At 67.5% G+C, this 16,729-nt stretch carries 20 protein-coding genes and 1 tRNA gene; 10 read left to right on the forward strand and 11 right to left on the reverse strand.

Annotated elements, in window-relative coordinates; translation table 11 throughout:
• Positions 1-35 precede the first annotated feature (35 nt).
• From ABWV23_RS14500 to ABWV23_RS14515, 4 genes are all read left to right on the forward strand, one after another.
• Positions 36-326 carry an SCP2 sterol-binding domain-containing protein gene (locus ABWV23_RS14500; RefSeq protein WP_353348969.1) on the forward strand — a complete coding sequence of 97 codons (291 nt, stop codon included), beginning with the start codon at positions 36-38 and terminating at the stop codon, positions 324-326.
• On the forward strand, positions 326-1,282 hold the full coding sequence (locus ABWV23_RS14505) for an alpha/beta hydrolase (RefSeq protein ID WP_353348971.1): 957 nt from the start codon (positions 326-328) through the stop codon (positions 1,280-1,282). Before ABWV23_RS14500 ends, ABWV23_RS14505 begins: the two co-directional genes overlap by 1 nt.
• Before the next feature lie 152 nt (positions 1,283-1,434).
• Entirely contained in the window at positions 1,435-3,270 is a 1,836-nt protein-coding gene (locus ABWV23_RS14510; protein ID WP_353348973.1) for a M3 family oligoendopeptidase, read from the forward strand.
• 168 nt (positions 3,271-3,438) lie between these two features.
• The gene (locus ABWV23_RS14515; RefSeq protein WP_353348975.1) at positions 3,439-3,681 is read left to right on the forward strand and encodes a hypothetical protein; all 243 of its coding nucleotides are present in this window, start codon (positions 3,439-3,441) and stop codon (positions 3,679-3,681) included.
• Positions 3,682-3,688: 7 nt separating this feature from the next.
• Here ABWV23_RS14515 and ABWV23_RS14520 read toward each other — a convergent pair whose 3' ends face one another.
• Together ABWV23_RS14520 and rpoH are read right to left on the reverse strand one after the other, a co-directional pair.
• Positions 3,689-3,958: a DksA/TraR family C4-type zinc finger protein gene (locus ABWV23_RS14520; protein ID WP_353348977.1), complete on the reverse strand. Its 270-nt coding sequence runs from the start codon at positions 3,956-3,958 to the stop codon at positions 3,689-3,691.
• Between the two features lie 151 nt (positions 3,959-4,109).
• Complete coding sequence (gene rpoH / locus ABWV23_RS14525; protein WP_353348979.1) at positions 4,110-5,009, reverse strand: RNA polymerase sigma factor RpoH; 900 nt, start codon at positions 5,007-5,009, stop codon at positions 4,110-4,112.
• 298 nt (positions 5,010-5,307) lie between these two features.
• On the opposite strand from rpoH, the gene ABWV23_RS14530 reads away from it, so the two are divergent.
• Entirely contained in the window at positions 5,308-5,997 is a 690-nt protein-coding gene (locus ABWV23_RS14530; RefSeq protein ID WP_353348981.1) for a DUF4386 domain-containing protein, read from the forward strand.
• Here ABWV23_RS14530 and ABWV23_RS14535 read toward each other — a convergent pair.
• Positions 5,948-6,994 carry an RluA family pseudouridine synthase gene (locus ABWV23_RS14535; protein ID WP_353348983.1) on the reverse strand — a complete coding sequence of 349 codons (1,047 nt, stop codon included), beginning with the start codon at positions 6,992-6,994 and terminating at the stop codon, positions 5,948-5,950. The two genes, ABWV23_RS14530 and ABWV23_RS14535, sit on opposite strands and share 50 nt — an antisense overlap.
• On the opposite strand from ABWV23_RS14535, the gene ABWV23_RS14540 reads away from it, so the two are divergent.
• Entirely contained in the window at positions 6,993-7,301 is a 309-nt protein-coding gene (locus ABWV23_RS14540) for a DUF6476 family protein (RefSeq protein ID WP_353348985.1), read from the forward strand. The two genes, ABWV23_RS14535 and ABWV23_RS14540, sit on opposite strands and share 2 nt — an antisense overlap.
• 40 nt (positions 7,302-7,341) lie before the next feature.
• On the opposite strand, the gene ABWV23_RS14545 is transcribed toward ABWV23_RS14540, so the two are convergent.
• Positions 7,342-7,418, reverse strand: a tRNA-His gene (locus ABWV23_RS14545).
• Between the two features lie 241 nt (positions 7,419-7,659).
• Between ABWV23_RS14545 and ABWV23_RS14550 the strand changes: the two genes are divergently transcribed.
• On the forward strand, positions 7,660-7,866 hold the full coding sequence (locus tag ABWV23_RS14550) for a DUF6324 family protein (protein WP_353348987.1): 207 nt from the start codon (positions 7,660-7,662) through the stop codon (positions 7,864-7,866).
• On the opposite strand, the gene ABWV23_RS14555 is transcribed toward ABWV23_RS14550, so the two are convergent.
• From ABWV23_RS14555 to ABWV23_RS14580, 6 genes are all read right to left on the reverse strand, one after another.
• Positions 7,863-8,327: an MmcB family DNA repair protein gene (locus tag ABWV23_RS14555; protein WP_353348989.1), complete on the reverse strand. Its 465-nt coding sequence runs from the start codon at positions 8,325-8,327 to the stop codon at positions 7,863-7,865. The two genes, ABWV23_RS14550 and ABWV23_RS14555, sit on opposite strands and share 4 nt — an antisense overlap.
• A 569-nt stretch (positions 8,328-8,896) precedes the next feature.
• Positions 8,897-9,229 carry a hypothetical protein gene (locus tag ABWV23_RS14560; protein ID WP_353348991.1) on the reverse strand — a complete coding sequence of 111 codons (333 nt, stop codon included), beginning with the start codon at positions 9,227-9,229 and terminating at the stop codon, positions 8,897-8,899.
• A 136-nt stretch (positions 9,230-9,365) separates the two neighbouring features.
• Positions 9,366-9,854, reverse strand: a complete 489-nt coding sequence (gene nusB, locus ABWV23_RS14565) for a transcription antitermination factor NusB (RefSeq protein ID WP_353348993.1) — start codon at positions 9,852-9,854, stop codon at positions 9,366-9,368.
• The gene (locus ABWV23_RS14570; protein WP_353348995.1) at positions 9,851-10,402 is read right to left on the reverse strand and encodes a 6,7-dimethyl-8-ribityllumazine synthase; all 552 of its coding nucleotides are present in this window, start codon (positions 10,400-10,402) and stop codon (positions 9,851-9,853) included. Before ABWV23_RS14570 ends, nusB begins: the two co-directional genes overlap by 4 nt.
• Before the next feature lies 1 nt (position 10,403).
• Positions 10,404-11,525: a 3,4-dihydroxy-2-butanone-4-phosphate synthase gene (gene ribB, locus ABWV23_RS14575; protein ID WP_353348997.1), complete on the reverse strand. Its 1,122-nt coding sequence runs from the start codon at positions 11,523-11,525 to the stop codon at positions 10,404-10,406.
• Positions 11,526-11,647: 122 nt separating this feature from the next.
• A complete protein-coding gene (locus ABWV23_RS14580) occupies positions 11,648-12,184 on the reverse strand; it encodes a hypothetical protein (protein ID WP_353348999.1) in 537 nt (178 codons plus the stop codon).
• 212 nt (positions 12,185-12,396) lie between these two features.
• Here ABWV23_RS14580 and ABWV23_RS14585 point away from each other — a divergent pair, with 212 nt between their 5' ends.
• Positions 12,397-13,452 (forward strand): proline racemase family protein, encoded by a 1,056-nt coding sequence (locus ABWV23_RS14585; protein WP_353349001.1) that lies wholly within the window; start codon positions 12,397-12,399, stop codon positions 13,450-13,452.
• Between the two features lie 6 nt (positions 13,453-13,458).
• On the opposite strand, the gene ABWV23_RS14590 is transcribed toward ABWV23_RS14585, so the two are convergent.
• A complete protein-coding gene (locus tag ABWV23_RS14590; protein WP_353349003.1) occupies positions 13,459-14,046 on the reverse strand; it encodes a riboflavin synthase in 588 nt (195 codons plus the stop codon).
• Between the two features lie 155 nt (positions 14,047-14,201).
• Here ABWV23_RS14590 and ABWV23_RS14595 point away from each other — a divergent pair, with 155 nt between their 5' ends.
• Both ABWV23_RS14595 and ABWV23_RS14600 read left to right on the forward strand, forming a co-directional pair.
• Entirely contained in the window at positions 14,202-15,494 is a 1,293-nt protein-coding gene (locus ABWV23_RS14595) for a capsule polysaccharide biogenesis protein (RefSeq protein WP_353349005.1), read from the forward strand.
• A 97-nt stretch (positions 15,495-15,591) separates the two neighbouring features.
• On the forward strand, positions 15,592-16,725 hold the full coding sequence (locus ABWV23_RS14600) for a polysaccharide biosynthesis/export family protein (RefSeq protein WP_353349007.1): 1,134 nt from the start codon (positions 15,592-15,594) through the stop codon (positions 16,723-16,725).
• Positions 16,726-16,729 lie beyond the last annotated feature (4 nt).

The raw sequence follows: 16,729 nt of genomic DNA on the forward strand, positions 1-16,729 counted from the left end.
ACCAGAGGCGCCGGCCCGGTGAGCGAGGAGACACCATGAGCGACTTTCTGGAAAAGGCTGCGGCCGAACTCAACGACAAGCTGGCCGGCGGCGGCTTTGACGGCTCGGCCAAGCTGAGCGTGGCCGACCTGGGCGCCATCGTGCTGGACGCCAACGGCGCGCGGGTCTCCGACGACGAGGCCGACGTGACCCTGACCGCCGATCAGGAAACCTTCGAGGGGATCGTCTCGGGCGAGGTCAACCCGACCAGCGCCTTCATGACCGGCAAGCTCTCGGTCGACGGCGACATGGGCCTGGCGATGAAGCTGGCCTCGGTCCTGGCCTGATGACCGGATCGCCGGCCCCACTCTATGATGACGTGGCCGGCGGCCCGCCGGGCGGCGCGGCCCTGTGGCTGTCCTGTACCGACGGGGTGCGAATCCGTGTCGGGTTCTGGCGCCCCGAGGCGGCAGCCCACGGCACCGTGCTGCTGTTTCCCGGGCGCACCGAGTATATCGAGAAGTACGGCCCAGCCGCCGCCGACCTGGCCGCGCGCGGCTTTGCGACGCTTGCGATCGACTGGCGCGGACAGGGCCTTGCCGACCGGGTGACCGACGACCCACACGTCGGTCACGTGGCGCATTTCCCTGATTACCAGCGCGACGTGGCGGCGGCGCTGGAGGCCGCCGTGCGGCTGGATCTGCCCCGCCCGTTCCACCTGCTGGCCCATTCCATGGGCGGCTGCATCGGCTTGCGCGCCCTGATGGAGGGGCTGCCGGTGGACAGCGCCGTCTTTTCCGGCCCGATGTGGAGCATCTCCCTGCCCGGGGGGCTGCGCCCGGTGGCCTATGCCGCGGCCTATCTCGGACCGCTGCTGGGGCTGGGGGGCCGACCGATGCCCACCACCGGGCGGCAGAACTACGTGGAAAAGCAGGAGTTCGAGGGCAACTCGCTGACCACCGACGCCGAGATGTACGCGATGATGCAGCGCCAGCTGGCCGCCCACCCCGAGCTTGGCATCGGCGGTCCGACCCTGCGCTGGATGCACGAGGCCCTGACCGAGACCGCCCACCTGGCCCGTCAGCCCGCGCCCGACCTGCCCTGCCTCACCCTGCTCGGCAGCTGCGAAAGCATCGTCTGCACCGACACCATTCGCAGCCGGATGCAGGGCTGGCCAAAGGGCCGGCTGGAAATCGTCGAGGGTGCCCGGCATGAGGTGATGATGGAGGGGCCCGAGACCCGCGCCCTCCTCTTCGACCAGATCGCGGCCCTGTTTTCAGACCCCTCCCGGGCGGACGTCTGATCCCCCGCCCACCGGTCCGCACCTGCCGCGCCCTTTTCCTTTCACCCGAAATATCCCCGCCCAAGGCCCGCGCCCTGGCGCGTTTCGGCGCAATGGCTTGAACCCGGCCCACCGCGCGCTTAATCAAACAACAGACAACAATGAGGTTTCCGATGACGCGTTTCGCCGCCCCGACCTTCGAAAAAGGCCCGACCTTTGAAAAACCGGAGACCGGCGCCGCGCCGCTGGGCAACCTGCCGGAATGGGACCTCAGCGACCTTTACAGCGGCGAGGACGCGCCCGAGCTGAAGCGCGATCTGGACTGGCTGGAACAGGCCTGCACCGACTTCGCCACCGATTACGAGGGGAAGCTGGCCGCGCTTGACGCCAACGGCCTGCTCGACTGCGTGCTGCGCGACGAAAAGATCACCCAGGTGGCCGGGCGCATCATGTCCTACGCCGGCCTGCGCTATTACCAGCAGACCACCGATGCGGGCCGCGCCAAGTTCCTGTCCGACTGCCAGGAAAAGATCACCAATTTCACCACGCCGCTGGTGTTCTTCTCGCTCGAACTGAACCGGATCGAGGATGACCGCCTTGCCGCGCTGATGGACGAGAACGCCGACCTGGCCCGGTACGAGCCGGTGTTCCGCCGCATCCGCGCGATGAAGCCCTATCAACTCTCGGACGAGCTGGAGAAATTCCTGCACGATCTGGGGGTTGTCGGCGACGCTTGGGAACGGCTGTTCGATGAGACCATTGCCGGGCTGGAATTCGAGGTTCAGGGCGAGACCATGGGCATCGAGGGCACGCTGAACCTGCTGACCGAGCAGGACCGCGCCACCCGCGAGGCCGCCGCGCGCGAGCTGGCCCGCGTCTTTGGCGAGACGATCAAGACCTTTGCCCGCGTGCACAACACCCAGGCCAAGGAAAAAGAGATCGTCGATCGCTGGCGCGGCATGCCGACGGCCCAGACCGGGCGCCATTTGAGCAACGACGTCGAGCCCGAGGTGGTCGAGGCGCTGCGCACCGCCGTGGTCGCCGCCTACCCGCGCCTGAGCCATCGCTACTATGACCTCAAGCGCAAGTGGCTGGGCCTCGACAAGATGCAGGTCTGGGACCGCAACGCGCCGCTGCCGATGGAAGAAACCCGCCAGATCGGCTGGGACGAGGCCGAACAGACGGTGATGACCGCCTATACCGCCTTTGATCCGCGCATGGGCGAGATCGTCGCGCCGTTCTTCTCCAAGGGCTGGATCGACGCCGGCGTGAAACCGGGCAAGGCCCCGGGCGCCTTCGCCCATCCCACCGTGACCGACGCGCATCCCTACGTGCTGCTCAACTACCTGGGCAAGCCGCGCGACGTGATGACCCTCGCGCATGAGCTGGGCCACGGCGTGCACCAGGTCCTGGCCGCCGGTCAGGGCGAGCTGTTGTCCTCCACCCCGCTGACGCTAGCCGAGACGGCATCGGTGTTCGGCGAGATGCTGACCTTCCGCAAGATGCTCGACACCGCCAAGGACGACGCCGAGCGCAAGGTGCTGCTGGCCGGCAAGGTCGAGGACATGATCAACACCGTGGTGCGCCAGATCGCGTTCTATGATTTCGAGTGCAAGCTGCACGCGGCGCGCCGGGCGGGGGAACTGACCCCGGACGACATCAACGCGCTGTGGATGTCCGTGCAGGCCGAGAGCCTCGGGCCGGCGTTCGAGTTCATGGACGGCTATGAGACCTTCTGGGCCTATATCCCGCACTTCGTGCACTCGCCCTTCTACGTCTATGCCTATGCCTTCGGCGACGGGCTGGTGAACGCGCTCTACTCGGTCTACGCCGAGGGGGCCGAGGGCTTCGAGGACAAGTATTTCGAGATGCTCAAGGCGGGCGGGTCCAAGCACCACAAGGACCTGCTGGCCCCCTTCGGTCTCGACGCCTCCGATCCCAAGTTCTGGGACAAGGGGCTGAGCATGATCGAGGGCTTCATCGACGAGCTGGAGGCGATGGAGGGGTGAGCGAGCTTCCCGGAAACGCTCCGGTGGAGCGTTTCGCTCGCGAACGGGCGGAGCCCCGACAATGCAGGCGCCCCGGAAACCGTCCTGAGGACGGTTTCGCCTGCGAACGGGCGGAGCCCTGAAACGGCTCTTCCCAGCTTCGGCCTGAGCGCAAGGGGGGGCAACCGCATGGGCAACCGCGACGAGACCACCAGATCGCTCAGGGACCGCCTGCGCCAAGTGCTCGAGCGCATCCGTGCCCGCGTACCGCGCGGGCTGCGTTTCGTGCTGGGGCTGCTGATGATCCTGGGCGGGGTGTTCGGCTTCCTGCCCGTGCTCGGGTTCTGGATGGTGCCGCTCGGCATCATGGTGGCCGGGCAGGACGTGCGGTTGTTCCTGCGCTGGTGGCGGCAGAAACGGAACCAGCGGTAACCCGCCTCTATTTCAACTGGCTGTCCTTCGATCCGCGCCGGTTGATGCCGCCGCGCGCCTTGTGGACGCCGTCCCGCTCCTGCTGGCAATCAATGCAGAGCTTGACACCGGGCAGCGCCTTGCGCCGGGCCTCGGGGATCTCTTCCTCGCATTCGGCACAATGGGTCAGGCTCTCGCCCACCGGGCGCGCCTGCGATTTCATCCGCGCCAGTTCGTCCTCGATCGAAGCTTCGATCTGTTCGCTCACCGCGCCGTCGCGCGCCCAACCACCAGCCATGGCACAACTCCTTTCCCGGAAATCTAGGCCCTGCCACGCCGCTTGCCTAGGGCAAAGCCACGTCCGACGCCGGGCAAAGGAGTGCGGAAAAAACGCGAAAGCCCCACCCGCTGGCAACGGATGGGGCTTTTTCGCCGTCCTGCGCCGGGATTTATTCGGCCGGCACCAGCATGCCCTTTTCCTTGGCCAGGTCGCGCATCTTCTGCTGCAGCTTTTCAAAGGCGCGCACCTCGATCTGGCGGATGCGTTCGCGGCTCACGTTGTACTGGCCGCTCAACTCCTCCAGCGTCACCGGTCGGTCGGCCAGACGCCGCTGGGTCAGGATGTCCTTTTCGCGGTCGTTGAGAACCTCCAACGCCTGCGCCAAAAGCTCACGACGCGCCTCAAGCTCGTCCCGCGCCTCGTAGTCGCCGGCCTGGTCGGCATCCTCGTCCTCGAGCCAGTCCTGCCATTGCATGGTGCCTTCGCCTTCGGACCCGACCGTGGCGTTCAGCGAGGCATCGCCGCCGGACATGCGGCGGTTCATGCTGATCACCTCGGTCTCGGTCACGCCGAGGTCATGGGCGATCCGCTGGACGTTCTCGGGGCGCAGGTCGCCCTCTTCCAACGCGCCGATGCGGGCCTTGGCCTTGCGCAGGTTGAAGAACAGCTTTTTCTGCGCGCTGGTGGTGCCCAGTTTCACCAAGCTCCAAGACCGCAGGATATATTCCTGGATGCTGGCACGGATCCACCACATCGCATAGGTCGCCAGCCGGAAACCTCGTTCCGGGTCAAAGCGTTTGACCGCCTGCATCAGGCCCACGTTGGCCTCCGAGATCACCTCGGCCTGTGGCAGCCCATAGCCGCGATAGCCCATGGCGATCTTGGCGGCCAACCGCAGGTGGCTGGTCACCATCTTGTGCGCCGCCTCGGTGTCCTGTTCCTCGACCCAGCGCTTGGCCAGCATGTATTCCTCTTCCGGCTCCAACAGGGGAAACTTGCGAATCTCCTGGAGGTATCGGTTCATTCCCCCTTCGGGCGAGGGGGCCGGCAGGTTTCCGTAATTCGCCATTGTGGTCCGTCGTCCTCGATGTTTATGCGTTTAACATTTACTTAGGTAAGCACATTTGCCGTTTCAAGGCTGCGTGCTTTAACCTTTCCACGCAGTTACGGCAGATTTCCGTCGCGCCGACAGTGAAAAAACTGCGCGCTCGCGCGCAGTTGATCTGCGGGACCGTGTGATAGCACAGCCCGGCCGGCCCGCAAAAGCAAATTCCATGCGAATTTGCATGGATTGCCTGCCGATTTCGCGGATTTCATTCACAATACGGTGAAAATAGGTTTCTCCCATCCAGAAAAGAGCCTTTGTCATGCCCCTTGCCCCCTCCTCGCCCCGCCCCGCTGCCCCGGTATCGCGCGCGCTTTGCGCCGTTGCCGGGGGGCTGTACCTCGTCATCATCCTCTGTGGCGTCTGGAGCGAGGGGGTCGCGCGCGCCGCCCTGGTCACCCCCGGCGCCCCCGAGGTGACCGCCCGGGCCATTGCCGGTGCGCCGATGCTCTGGAAATTGGCCATCGGTGCCGACCTGGTGATGCTGTTGGCCGACGTGGCCATTGCCGCCGTCTTCCTGCGCCTGTTCGCCGCCGCCTCGCCGCTGCTGGCGCCGCTGGCCTTCGCGCTGCGGCTGGTGCAGGCGGCACTGATCGGCGCGGCACTGCTGCCGCTGACGCTGGCCCCCTCGCTGCCGCCGGTGATTCTGGAACACGCCATCGCCCTGCACCGGCTTGGCTATGACCTCGGGTTGATCTTCTTCGCGGTCAATTGCGTGGTGATGGCGGTGATGCTGGTGCGCGCCGGCCTGTTCGGTCGCGTTCTGCCGCTGGCGCTGGCGGCCTCGGGGGCGGTCTACATGGCCGGCAGCCTGACCGCGCTTTTCGCGCCGGACCTCAATGCCGCGATGCAGCCGGCCTATGCCCTGCCGCTGCTGGCCGAGAGCGGGTTCTGCCTCTGGCTCATGGCGCGGGGTCTGCACCGCCCCCGCGCAGCGCGGTCAACAGGCTGACCATGTCCGCCGGCAGTGGCGCCTCGAATCGCAACGCCGCCCCCGTCACCGGATGCACGAACCCCAGAACCGCCGCGTGCAACGCCTGGCGCGGAAAGCTGCGCACCGCTTCTAGCGCCGCCTCGGGCAGCGCCTTGAGCGCCAGCTTGCGCTTGCCGCCATAGGTCGGATCGCCGATCAGCCCATGCCCCGCATGGGCCATGTGCACCCGGATCTGGTGGGTACGCCCGGTTTCCAGCCAGCAGGAGACCAGCGCCGCCACCGGCGGCATGCCGAACCGCTCTTCCACCCGCACCCGGGTCACCGCGTGCCGCCCGCCCTGGAACAGCACCGCCTGTTTCTGCCGGTCGGTCTTGTGGCGGGCCAGCTGGGTGGTGACCTTCATGATGTTGCCCGGCTCGAAACTCACGCCCTTGACCCCGCGCAGCCGCGGATCGCTGGCCTCTGGCACACCGTAGCAGATCGCCTGGTACAGCCGCTCGGCGCTATGGGCCTCGAACTGCGCCGCAAGGCCATGATGCGCCGCGTCGGTTTTCGCCACCACCAAAAGGCCGCTGGTTTCCTTGTCGATCCGATGCACGATGCCGGGCCGCTTGACCCCGCCCACGCCCGACAGCTCGTCGCCGCAATGGTGCAACAGCGCATTGACCAGCGTGCCCGAGGGGGTGCCGGGCGCCGGATGCACCACCATCCCGGCGGGCTTGTTGACCACGATCAACTCGCCGTCCTCATAGACCACGTCGAGCGGGATCGCCTCGGGGCCGATATGGCTCTCCTCCGCGGCCTCCAGCATGATCTCGACCTGCGCGCCCTCGGCCACCCGCGCCTTGGCATCGGTCACCGACGCACCGTCGATCCGCACCGCGCCGGCCGCGATCAGCCGCGCCAGCCGGGTCCGCGACAACGCCGCCGCGTCTGGCACATCCCGCGCAAGCGCCTTATCAAGGCGGGGCGGCGGATCGGCCGCGATCTCGAAACCGACAATACGGCTGGCCATGACTGATCCCCTGCCCCAATCCGACGACGCAGCGCCCGAACCCGGGCCCCTGCGCCTGTTGCGCCTTCTCGTCACCACGCTCACCGTGGTGATGATCGTCGGCGTTGTAGTGGTCGTCGGCCTGCTTGTCACGCGGCTCACCGACGACACGCCCCCCCTGCCCGACACGATCACCCTGCCGGGCGGCGCCAAGGCGCAGGCGGTGACCATGGGTCCCGGCTGGTACGCGGTCGTCACCACCGATCAACGCATCCTGATCTTCGACGCGACCTCGGGCGACCTGCGCCAGACGGTCGAGATCGACTAGGGTTCAAGCCCGAAATCAATCCACTTAATCTTGGGAAGAATGGTACCGCCTTCCCGGTTTGAACGGGAGACCTCTGGATCCACAATCCAGCGCTCTAACCAACTGAGCTAAGGCGGCACTGGGGTGCGATTTAGCCAACCGTTCCGACGAATGCAAGTGGTTTACAGGTCAATTCTCCAGCTTTGTTCGACCGGCTCGGCGCCAAGGGAACGGACCGGCTCGCGCTCGGCCAGCGCCCCCGGCCCGCACCGGGCCAAAGCGCGCAAGATCGCGTCGGCCCTCCCCCATCGCCCCGCGACCGCGCTTGATTCTCTCCCCCGCGCGCGATAGCAGGGGCGCCTCAACACCGGAGGCCACCATGGGCATCAACACCGAACGCGAGATCGAAGCCAACCTGCAGATCGGCCCGACCGATGCCGGCATGGTCCGCATTTTCGTGGAATCCCAGGGCGTCGAAGTACCGATGGATTTCGATCCCGAAGAGGCCGAGGAAATCGCGGAAGAGATTCGCGCCGCAGCGGCCCAGGCCCGTGCAGCGGCCGAGGGCACCGGCAAACGCGGCTAACGCCGGGTCTCGCCCGGCTCGATCAGCGCCGCCACACCCGGATCACGCAGCGCCTGCAACCGCCGCGCCGCGTGGGTTGCGAACTTCTGCATCAGCACCTTGCGCCGCGCCGCCGCCAGCCGGTCCTCCGGCCCCATCCGCAGGATTTCGGCGTCATAGGCATCGGCGATGATCAACCCGGTCTCCGCCGGCAACAGCTCGGTCGGAAAATCCATGTCCACCGCCCAGAAATAGCGGTCGCACCACTCCAAGTACCCCTGCCACTTGCTGTCGGACTGGAAATCGGCGCGGCTCGACTTGCATTCGACCACCCAGAGCTCCCCCTTGGGACCCAGCCCCATCACGTCGACGCGCAGCCCGCGCGCGGGCACGAATTCCTCCACCGAAACAAAGCCGTGGCGGCGCAGGTGGCGCGCCACCCCGCGGGCCAGAAGCTGGCCGGGTTGCATCTCTTCGATCATGGTCGGGAATGTGAACAATTGGTGAACAAAAATCAAGCCCGAGGCGGACCGGACCGGACGCCGCACCGCCGGCTTCTTCTCTTTTCAAATACTCAGATCCGCCGCCGGCCACCTGCGATGTCAAATGCCGCATTCGCCCCTTGTCTCGCCCCCGGCAAACCCCTACCTCTGTCGGGTGGCGGGTTCTGCCCTTCTCGTGAATGGTTGCATTCCGGTGGCCTTAAGCAATTCCGAGGGAGCTGGCTCTGTTCAGGTCCTGGCCTGATTACCTGGCGCCCACCTGTATATACAGGTCCTCGGGAATCATAACCACACGGTTGCCTGGTGGTCCCGCCACATGACCCCCTCCGCCTCTGTCCCCGCGCTCTTCCGCTATCTTCGCGCTCTTCCCCTGTCATCCCCGCGCAGGCGGGGATCTCTCGGCGACGCCAACGGTTTCACGGGGACCCCGCTTTCGCGGGGATGACAGGCGCGAGGGATCACTGGCGCGGGAACATCACGGCGCCCCAAACGAAGCCGCCCCGGAGCCAGGCTCCGGGGCGGTGTTTCCATCTCTCGCTGACGCGGCCTCAGCGCCGGGTCTGCCGCGTCCTTGCGCGCGGGGTCTCCTCGACCGGCACCGGCACGGTGAGCAAGGCTTCGCTGCGCACCGGCGTGTTGCCGCGCGGACCGCTGTCCTCGCGCTCGGCCAAGGCCATCACCGCCCAGGCGAATTGCACCCCGGCGAACACGATGCCATGGGCAAACCACAGCACCACCACCGCCAGGATCCCGGCGTCAGAGCCGCTGACCAGATGCCACAGGTTCATCACGTTGAACCACAGCAGCATCCCGACGAAAGCCGCCGCGATGGCAAAGCCGATCAGGACGTTCTTGATGTAAAGTTTGATCAGTTCAGGCATGTTTCGATCTCCATTGCCCCGGATGGTAGCACGCCCACCGCCACGGTCCATGCCCGGGGGCCGGGCATGTCGCCGCAGGGGCGGCGGATTGCCGCCGGTCCTGCATGGAAAACGATCACGCCGACGCGCTGCCCGATCAGAAGGCTTCCGGCCGCGCCTCGCGCGCCATGTGATCCAGCACCGCGTTCACGAAGCTCGCCTCGCGCCCCTCGGGAAAGAAGGCCCGCGCGATATCGACGAACTCGGTGATCACCACCTTGGGCGGGGTGTCGGCCTCGATCATCTCGGCCCCGGCGGCGCGGAACAGCCCGCGCAGGGTCGGGTCGATCCGGGCGATCGGCCATTTCGCCACCAGCGCCCGGTCGGTCATCTGGTCGATCCGCGCCTGGTGGTTGACCGCGTCGCCGACCAGCTTGCGGAACAGGTCCACGTCGCCCTCGATCATCTCGGCGCCGCCCTCGTCCAGCACCGCGCCGAACCGGTGGTCGAGGAATTCGCTCACCACCTGGTTCGAGGTCTGGCCCGATTGCTCCATCTGGAACAGCGCCTGCACGGCATAAAGCCGCGCGGCGGATTTCATCTTGCGTTTCTGGTTGCCCGACAGGGGCGCGCCCGTGGTGCTCATGCGGTATGGGATCCGTCGTTGTCCCCGGCTAGGAGGATGGTCTCGGACGGCGGCTTGAAACCGATGTCCTTTTTCTGGCCGCCCCACTTACGGCTGAGCGCGATCAGATGCAAGGCCGCAGCAGCCGCACCGCCGCCCTTGTTCTGATCGGCGGGGTCGGCGCGTACCTCGGCCTGGGGCCGGTTCTCGACGGTCAGGATGCCGTTGCCGATGCACAGCCCCTGCAACCCCATCAGCTGCAGCGCCCGGCTCGAATCGTTGCACACGGTGTCGTAATGGGTGGTCTCGCCCCGGATCACGCAGCCCAGCGCCACGTAGCCGTCGAAATTGCTGTAGCGGTCGGCCATGGCGATGGCGGTCGGCACCTCCAGCGCACCGGGCACCTCGGCGATCTCCCAGCTGCCGCCGGCGGCCTCGATCTCGGCCTTGGCGCCGGCGATCAGGTTGTCGGCGATATCCTTGTAATAGGGCGCCACCACGATCAGCAGCTTGGCCGGCTTGTCGAACGACGCGCGCGGCAGGGTGTAATGGGTCTCGTTTCCGGCCATGTCAGTCGTCTCCCAGGATCGGGCGCGTCCCGGTGATGGTCAGGTCAAAGGCGTCGAGCCCGACGTAGCGGGTGCGCGGGTTGTCGGTCAGCAGGATCAGATCGCGCAGCCCCAGGTTCGCCAGGATCTGTGCCCCCAGCCCGGTCTGCTTGATGGTGCGCGGACCGTCCTCTTCGTTGGCGTACAGCGCGTTGCGCGGTTGCCGGAACAGGCAGACCACGCCGCGCCCCTCCCTGGCGATGATCTCCATCGCCCGCGGCAGCTCGCGCGCCGGCTGCGGCCCCAGCCCCAGGATGTCGGAGGCCTCGTGCAGCGCATGGGTCCGGGTCAGGACCGGCTCCGGGGTGGTGATATCGCCCTTGATCATCACCACATGCTCGATGCCGTGGGTCTGGTCGGTGAACAGGCGCATGTCCCATTCCCCGCCAAATTCCGATGTCACGGTCTCGCGCGAGGTCTCCAGCACGAGGTTGTCGTGCCGCGCCCGATAAGCGATCAGGTCCGAGATGGTGCCGATCAGCAACCCGTGCTCCTTGGCGAACTCCACCAGGTCGGGCAGCCGCGCCATGGTGCCGTCGTCCTTCATGATCTCGCAGATCACGCCGGCGGGTTTCAGCCCGGCCAGCCGGGCGATATCCACCGCCGCCTCGGTATGGCCCGCGCGCACCAAGACGCCGCCGCGCCGCGCCCGCAGCGGGAACACGTGGCCCGGCGTCGCCAGGCTTGCCATGGTGTTCTGCTCGTTGATCGCGGTGGCCACGGTCAGCGCCCGATCCCCGGCGGAAATCCCGGTGCTGACGCCCTCGCGCGCCTCGATCGAGACGGTAAAGGGGGTCTCGTGCCGGGACGAGTTGTTCACCGCCATCATCGGCAGGCCCAGCTGGTCGACCCGCTCGGCGGTCATCGGCAGGCAGATCAGCCCGCGCCCGTGGGTGGCCATGAAGTTGATCGCCGCCGCATCGGCGAACTCGGCGGCGATCACCAGGTCGCCCTCGTTCTCGCGGTCCTCGTGATCGACCAGGATGAACATCCGGCCCTGGCGCGCCGCGTCGATGATCTCCTCGATCGGGCTGATCGTGTCGCTCATGCCGGCCTCGACCGGACCGGGGGTTTCAAAGCTCATGGGGCAGCAGCCTTTCTTGCAGCAGTCCCTGCGCAGATAGACCACACCGCCCGCGAATGCCAGCCCCGCGCGCCCGCAAGGCTGCGCGGAATCGCCCTGCTGGCGCCCCTGTGCCCGAGCCCTCAGACCGCCGGGCGGAAATACTCCTGCGCGCCCAGATAGCCCGCCGCGCGCCCCGCCGAGGCCCATTCGTGCTCCAGCGGCGCATCGCCCACCACCAGAACCCGGCTGCCCGGCAGACGCTGGTCGCGCAGCAGCGCCTCGATCCGCGCCCGCACCCGGCCCCAACTGTCGGTGAAACGCGGCGCCGCATCGGCGGCCTCCAGCATCGGGTTGCGCAGCAGCACCGCCTCGGGCGCCTGCGGTGGATGCACCAGCACCAGCCGCCGCGCGCCCGTCACCGCCGCCAGCTTGTCGGCCTCGGCCTCGGGCATCCGCGCGTCACCGGCAAAGATCCGCAGCGCGTTCGAGGAGAACAGCAGCCCGGTGATGTCATCGCCTGAGAATTGCCGCACCTTGGCATAGGTCTTGTAGTCCATCCCCAGCTCGGCGGCGCGCTTGATCCGCATCTGCAACACCAGCTTTGGGATCGCGTTGGGCATCAGCGCCCGCTGCGCCCGCCGCCACTGGTGGGTGCGCAGCACCGCGCCTGGCTCCATCGTCGGGCCGCCGTTATGGACCGATCCCGGCCGCTTGCGTGCTGCTCTCCCGCAATGTCCCGTCCCCCATGGCGCACCTCCTCTGCAACGCTCCCGATCCTGCATAGCCCGGCTAATCCTCCCGATCCAGCAACCGAACCACGCCCTCGCCTCTGGACCGCGCCCTTGTCCCACGCTTAGCCTGTTTTCCGTGCACATATGGAGGATGCCCCATGCGCCTGTCCCGGATGATCACCACCGTCGAGGCCCATGCCGAGGGCGAACCGGGCCGCGTCATCACCGGCGGCCTGCCACCGATCCCCGGCAACAGCGTCTTTGAAAAGATGCAGTGGATGCAGGCCAACGCCGATGACATCCGGCTGATGATGCTGCGCGAACCGCGCGGCCACCCGGCGCTGTGCTGCAACGCGCTGGTGCCGCCCTGCGATCCGCGCGCTGATGCCGGCTTCATCATCATGGAGCAAACCGAATACCCGCCGATGTCCGGCTCCAACACCATCTGTGTGGTCACCGTGCTGCTGGAAACCGGCATCCTGCCGATGCACGAACCACTGACCGAGCTGACGTTGGAAACCCCCGCCGGGCTGGTCGGCGTGCGCGCCACCTGCCGCGATGGCAAGGTCACGCAGGTGGCCTTCCGCAACGTGCCCGCCTTCGCGGTCCACCTCGGCGCGCGGATCGAGGTCGCCGGCCTCGGCACCGTCACCGTCGACGTCGCCTGGGGCGGCATGTTCTTCGTTCTGTCCGAGGCCGCGCCGCTGGGTGTGACGCTCGACGCCGCCAACGGCACCGAGATCGTGAGGGTCTCCGAAGCGATCCGCCACGCCGCCGCCGAACAGCTGCCCGTCGCCCACCCGGAGAACCCGGAGATCACCGGGCCTACCATCACCGATCTCTGGGGGCCGCCGGTCGCGCCGGGCACCCACGGGCGCGGCGCGATCACGCTCTCGACCGGGCCGTTCGACCCCGCCCGCCCCGTCCGCGCCAGCGGCATTCTCGACCGCTCGCCCTGCGGCACCGCGACCTGTGCCCGGATGGCGGTGCTGCACGCGCAGGGGGCGCTGCCGGTCGGGCAGGATTTCGTCAACGCCGGTCCGCTCGGCACCACCTTCACCGGGCGCATCGTCGAGGAAACCCGCGTCGGCCCCTACCCCGCCATCGTGCCGACGCTGGCCGGCCAGGGCTGGATCCACGGCACCGCGAACTGGACGCTGGACCCCTCCGATCCGTTCCCGGCGGGCTATACCGTCGGCGACATGTGGGGCTGAGGCGCCTCAGCCCACCGCGTTCAGCCGCGCCACATAGCGCGCCAGCGTGTCGATCTCCAGGTTCACCTTGTCGCCCACCGTGACCGCGCCCCAGGTGGTCGCCTCCTTGGTGTGCGGGATGAAGTTGATGCCGAAGTCACGCCCGTCGACGTCATTCACCGTCAGCGAGGTGCCGTTCAGCGCCACCGATCCCTTGGGCGCGATGAACCGGGCCAACCCCTCGGGCGCGCGCAGGGTGACGCGGGTGCTGTCGCCCTCGTCCTCGACCGCCAGCACCTCGGCCACCCCGTCCACATGCCCCGAGACGATATGCCCGCCCAGCTCGTCGCCGACCTTCAGCGCGCGCTCCAGGTTCACCCGCTTGCCCACGGTCCAACCGCCCAGGTTGGTCTTGGACAGGGTCTCGGCGCTGATCTCGACGTCGTACCAATCCGCACCCAGGTCGATCACCGTCAGGCAGACCCCGTCGCTGGCGATCGAGGCGCCGATGTCGATGGTCCCGGTGTCATAGCCGGTGCCGATCCGCGCCCGCAGGTCGCCGCGCCGCTCCAACTCGGTCACGGTGCCGATATCTGTGATGATCCCAGTGAACATGGCCTGTCTCCTGCACGTATGTCGCCCCGTGAGGTAGCCGCCCGCACCGCCCCGGGCAAGCCCCCGCTTGCCCCGGTGCCCTGCCCCGGTCATAGTTTAGCCAAAATAAACGGTTAAGGGGTGGCCATGGGGTATTGTGGCAGGCAGGGCAACAAATGACCGGAACAGCCCAGACAGATCGTGTTTTCCTGTTCCTTCAGGGACCGCATGGCCCGTTCTTCGACGCGCTCGCGAAAATGATGCGCACCGCCGGCGCCACCGTCTGGCGGGTCGGCTTCAACGCCGGCGACCGGGCGTTCTGGCGCGACGCCGCCAGCTACATCCCCTATCGCGGCGCCCCCGAGGACTGGCCGGATGAGATCGGCCGCCTGCTGGACGCGCGCGGCATCACCGACATCGTGCTGTACGGCGACACCCGGCCCGCCCATGCCGAGGCGGTGCGCGCGGCCCGGGCGCGCGGCCTCACCGTGCATGTCTTCGAAGAGGGGTACATGCGGCCCTATTGGGTGACCTATGAACGCGGCGGCTCCAATGGCAATTCCCGCCTGATGGAGATGTCGGTGCCCGAGATGCAATCGGCGCTGGCGCTGTCGGACATGGAGGCACCGCTGCCCCCGGCCCACTGGGGCGACATGCGCCAGCACGTCTTCTACGGCGCGCTCTACCACTGGTTCGTTATGTTCTGGAACCGGGGCTATCGCAACTTCCGCCCGCATCGCGCCCTGCCGGTAACCAAGGAGTTCCAGCTCTACCTGCGCCGCCTCCTGCTGATGCCGGTGCACGCGATCGACCGGCGCCTGTCTACCCGGCGGGTGCGCACCGGCGGGTTCCCCTATCACCTGGCGCTGCTGCAGCTGGAGCATGACAGCGCCTTTCAGGTCCATTCGCCGTTCTCGACCATGACCGAGTTCCTGGCCCAGGTGATCGAGGGCTTTGCCAGCGGCGCCCCGCGCCATCACCACCTGGTGATCAAGGCCCACCCGCTCGAGGACGGGCGCGTGCCGGTCCGCGCCGAAACCCGCCGCCTCGCCCGGCAGTACGGGTTGCAGGGGCGGGTGCATTACGTGCGCGGCGGCAAGCTGGCACAACTTCTGAATGATGCCCGCAGCGCCGTCACCGTCAATTCCACCGCCGGCCAGCAGGTGCTCTGGCGCGGCATCCCGATCAAGGTGTTCGGCGACGCCGTCTATGCCAAGCCCGAGTTCGTCTCGGGCCAGCCGCTGGCCGATTTCTTTGCCCGCGCCGCGCGGCCCGACAACCGCGCCTACAAGGACTACCGCCGCTTCCTGCTGGAAACCAGCCAGGTGCCCGGCGGGTTCTATTCCCGTCGCGGGCGGCGGCAATTGCTGCGCCAGGTGGTCGACATGATGCTCGCGCGCGAGGATCCTTACGACGCGCTGAAGTCCGGCACAGCGGCACCACGGCAACACCTGCGCGCGGTGACCTGAGCGCCCCTCGCCATGGGACTGGATTTTTATGCTGGATTCCGATAGGTTGTCTGAAAAACCTGAGGCAGAACAAAAAACAGGTCGAGGAGACCGAGCAGTGAAACCCGTGACTTACCGGTGGGCGAAGCCCGTCGCGCTGCTGGCTGCGTTCGCGCTGCTGGCATCATGCGCCTTGCCCCGAGTCGGCCCCAACAAACGCGAAATCTACGCCGGATCCGTCCAGCGAGAGGGCGACGCCTTTGTCGTCTCCGTCAACGACCGCGTGACGCGCGCCACTGCCGTGGTGCCCGCGCTGGGCTTTTCCAAGGCCTTCCAGAGCGCCGGCCGCCTGACCTCGGACACCATCCGCCCCGGCGACATCCTGGGGCTGACCGTCTGGGAAAACGTCGACGACGGGCTGCTGGCCAGCGCCGGCACCAACGCCACAATCCTTGACGAGGTCCAGGTCGACAGCGCCGGCTTCATCTTCGTGCCCTATGCCGGGCGGCTGCGCGCGGCGGGCAACACCCCCGAACGCCTGCGCGAGATGATCACCGAACGGCTGCAAGACCAGACCCCGGACCCGCAGGTCGAGGTGCGCCGCGTCGCCGGTGACGGCTCTACCGTGTCGCTGGTCGGCGCCGTGGGTGCGCCGGGCATCTACCCGATCGAACGGCCGACCCGGACCCTGACCGCGATGCTGGCCCGTGCCGGCGGCGTTGCCATCGAGCCCGAGGTCGCCCAGATCGTCGTCACCCGCGGCGATCAGCAGGGCAAGGTCTGGTTCCAGGACCTGTATGAACATCCCGGCCTCGACATCGCGCTGCGCGGCGGCGACCGCATCCTGGTCGAAGAGGACACCCGCTCGTTCACCGCGCTCGGGGCAACCAGTTCGCAGGCCCGCGTCCAGTTCCAGACCCAGGAACTTTCCGCGCTCGAGGCCATCGCCCAGGTCGGCGGCTTGATCTCCACCTCGTCGGACCCCACCGGCGTCTTCGTGTTCCGCAACGAACCGGCCGAGATCGCCGGTCAGGTGCTTGGCCGTGACGACCTGGTCGGGGCGCAACGCATGGTCTACGTTCTCAACCTGACCGAGCCCAACGGCATGTTCATGGCCCGCGACTTCGTGATCCGCGACGATGACACGCTCTATGTGACCGAGGCGCCCTACGCGCAGTGGACCAAGACCATCTCGCTCATCTCCGGCTCGGTCACCCCGATCTCCAGCATCTCGTCGCTGGCTGACGGCTGACGGG

This window comes from Aquicoccus sp. SU-CL01552 (assembly GCF_040365005.1).
Lineage (GTDB): Bacteria > Pseudomonadota > Alphaproteobacteria > Rhodobacterales > Rhodobacteraceae > Antarcticimicrobium.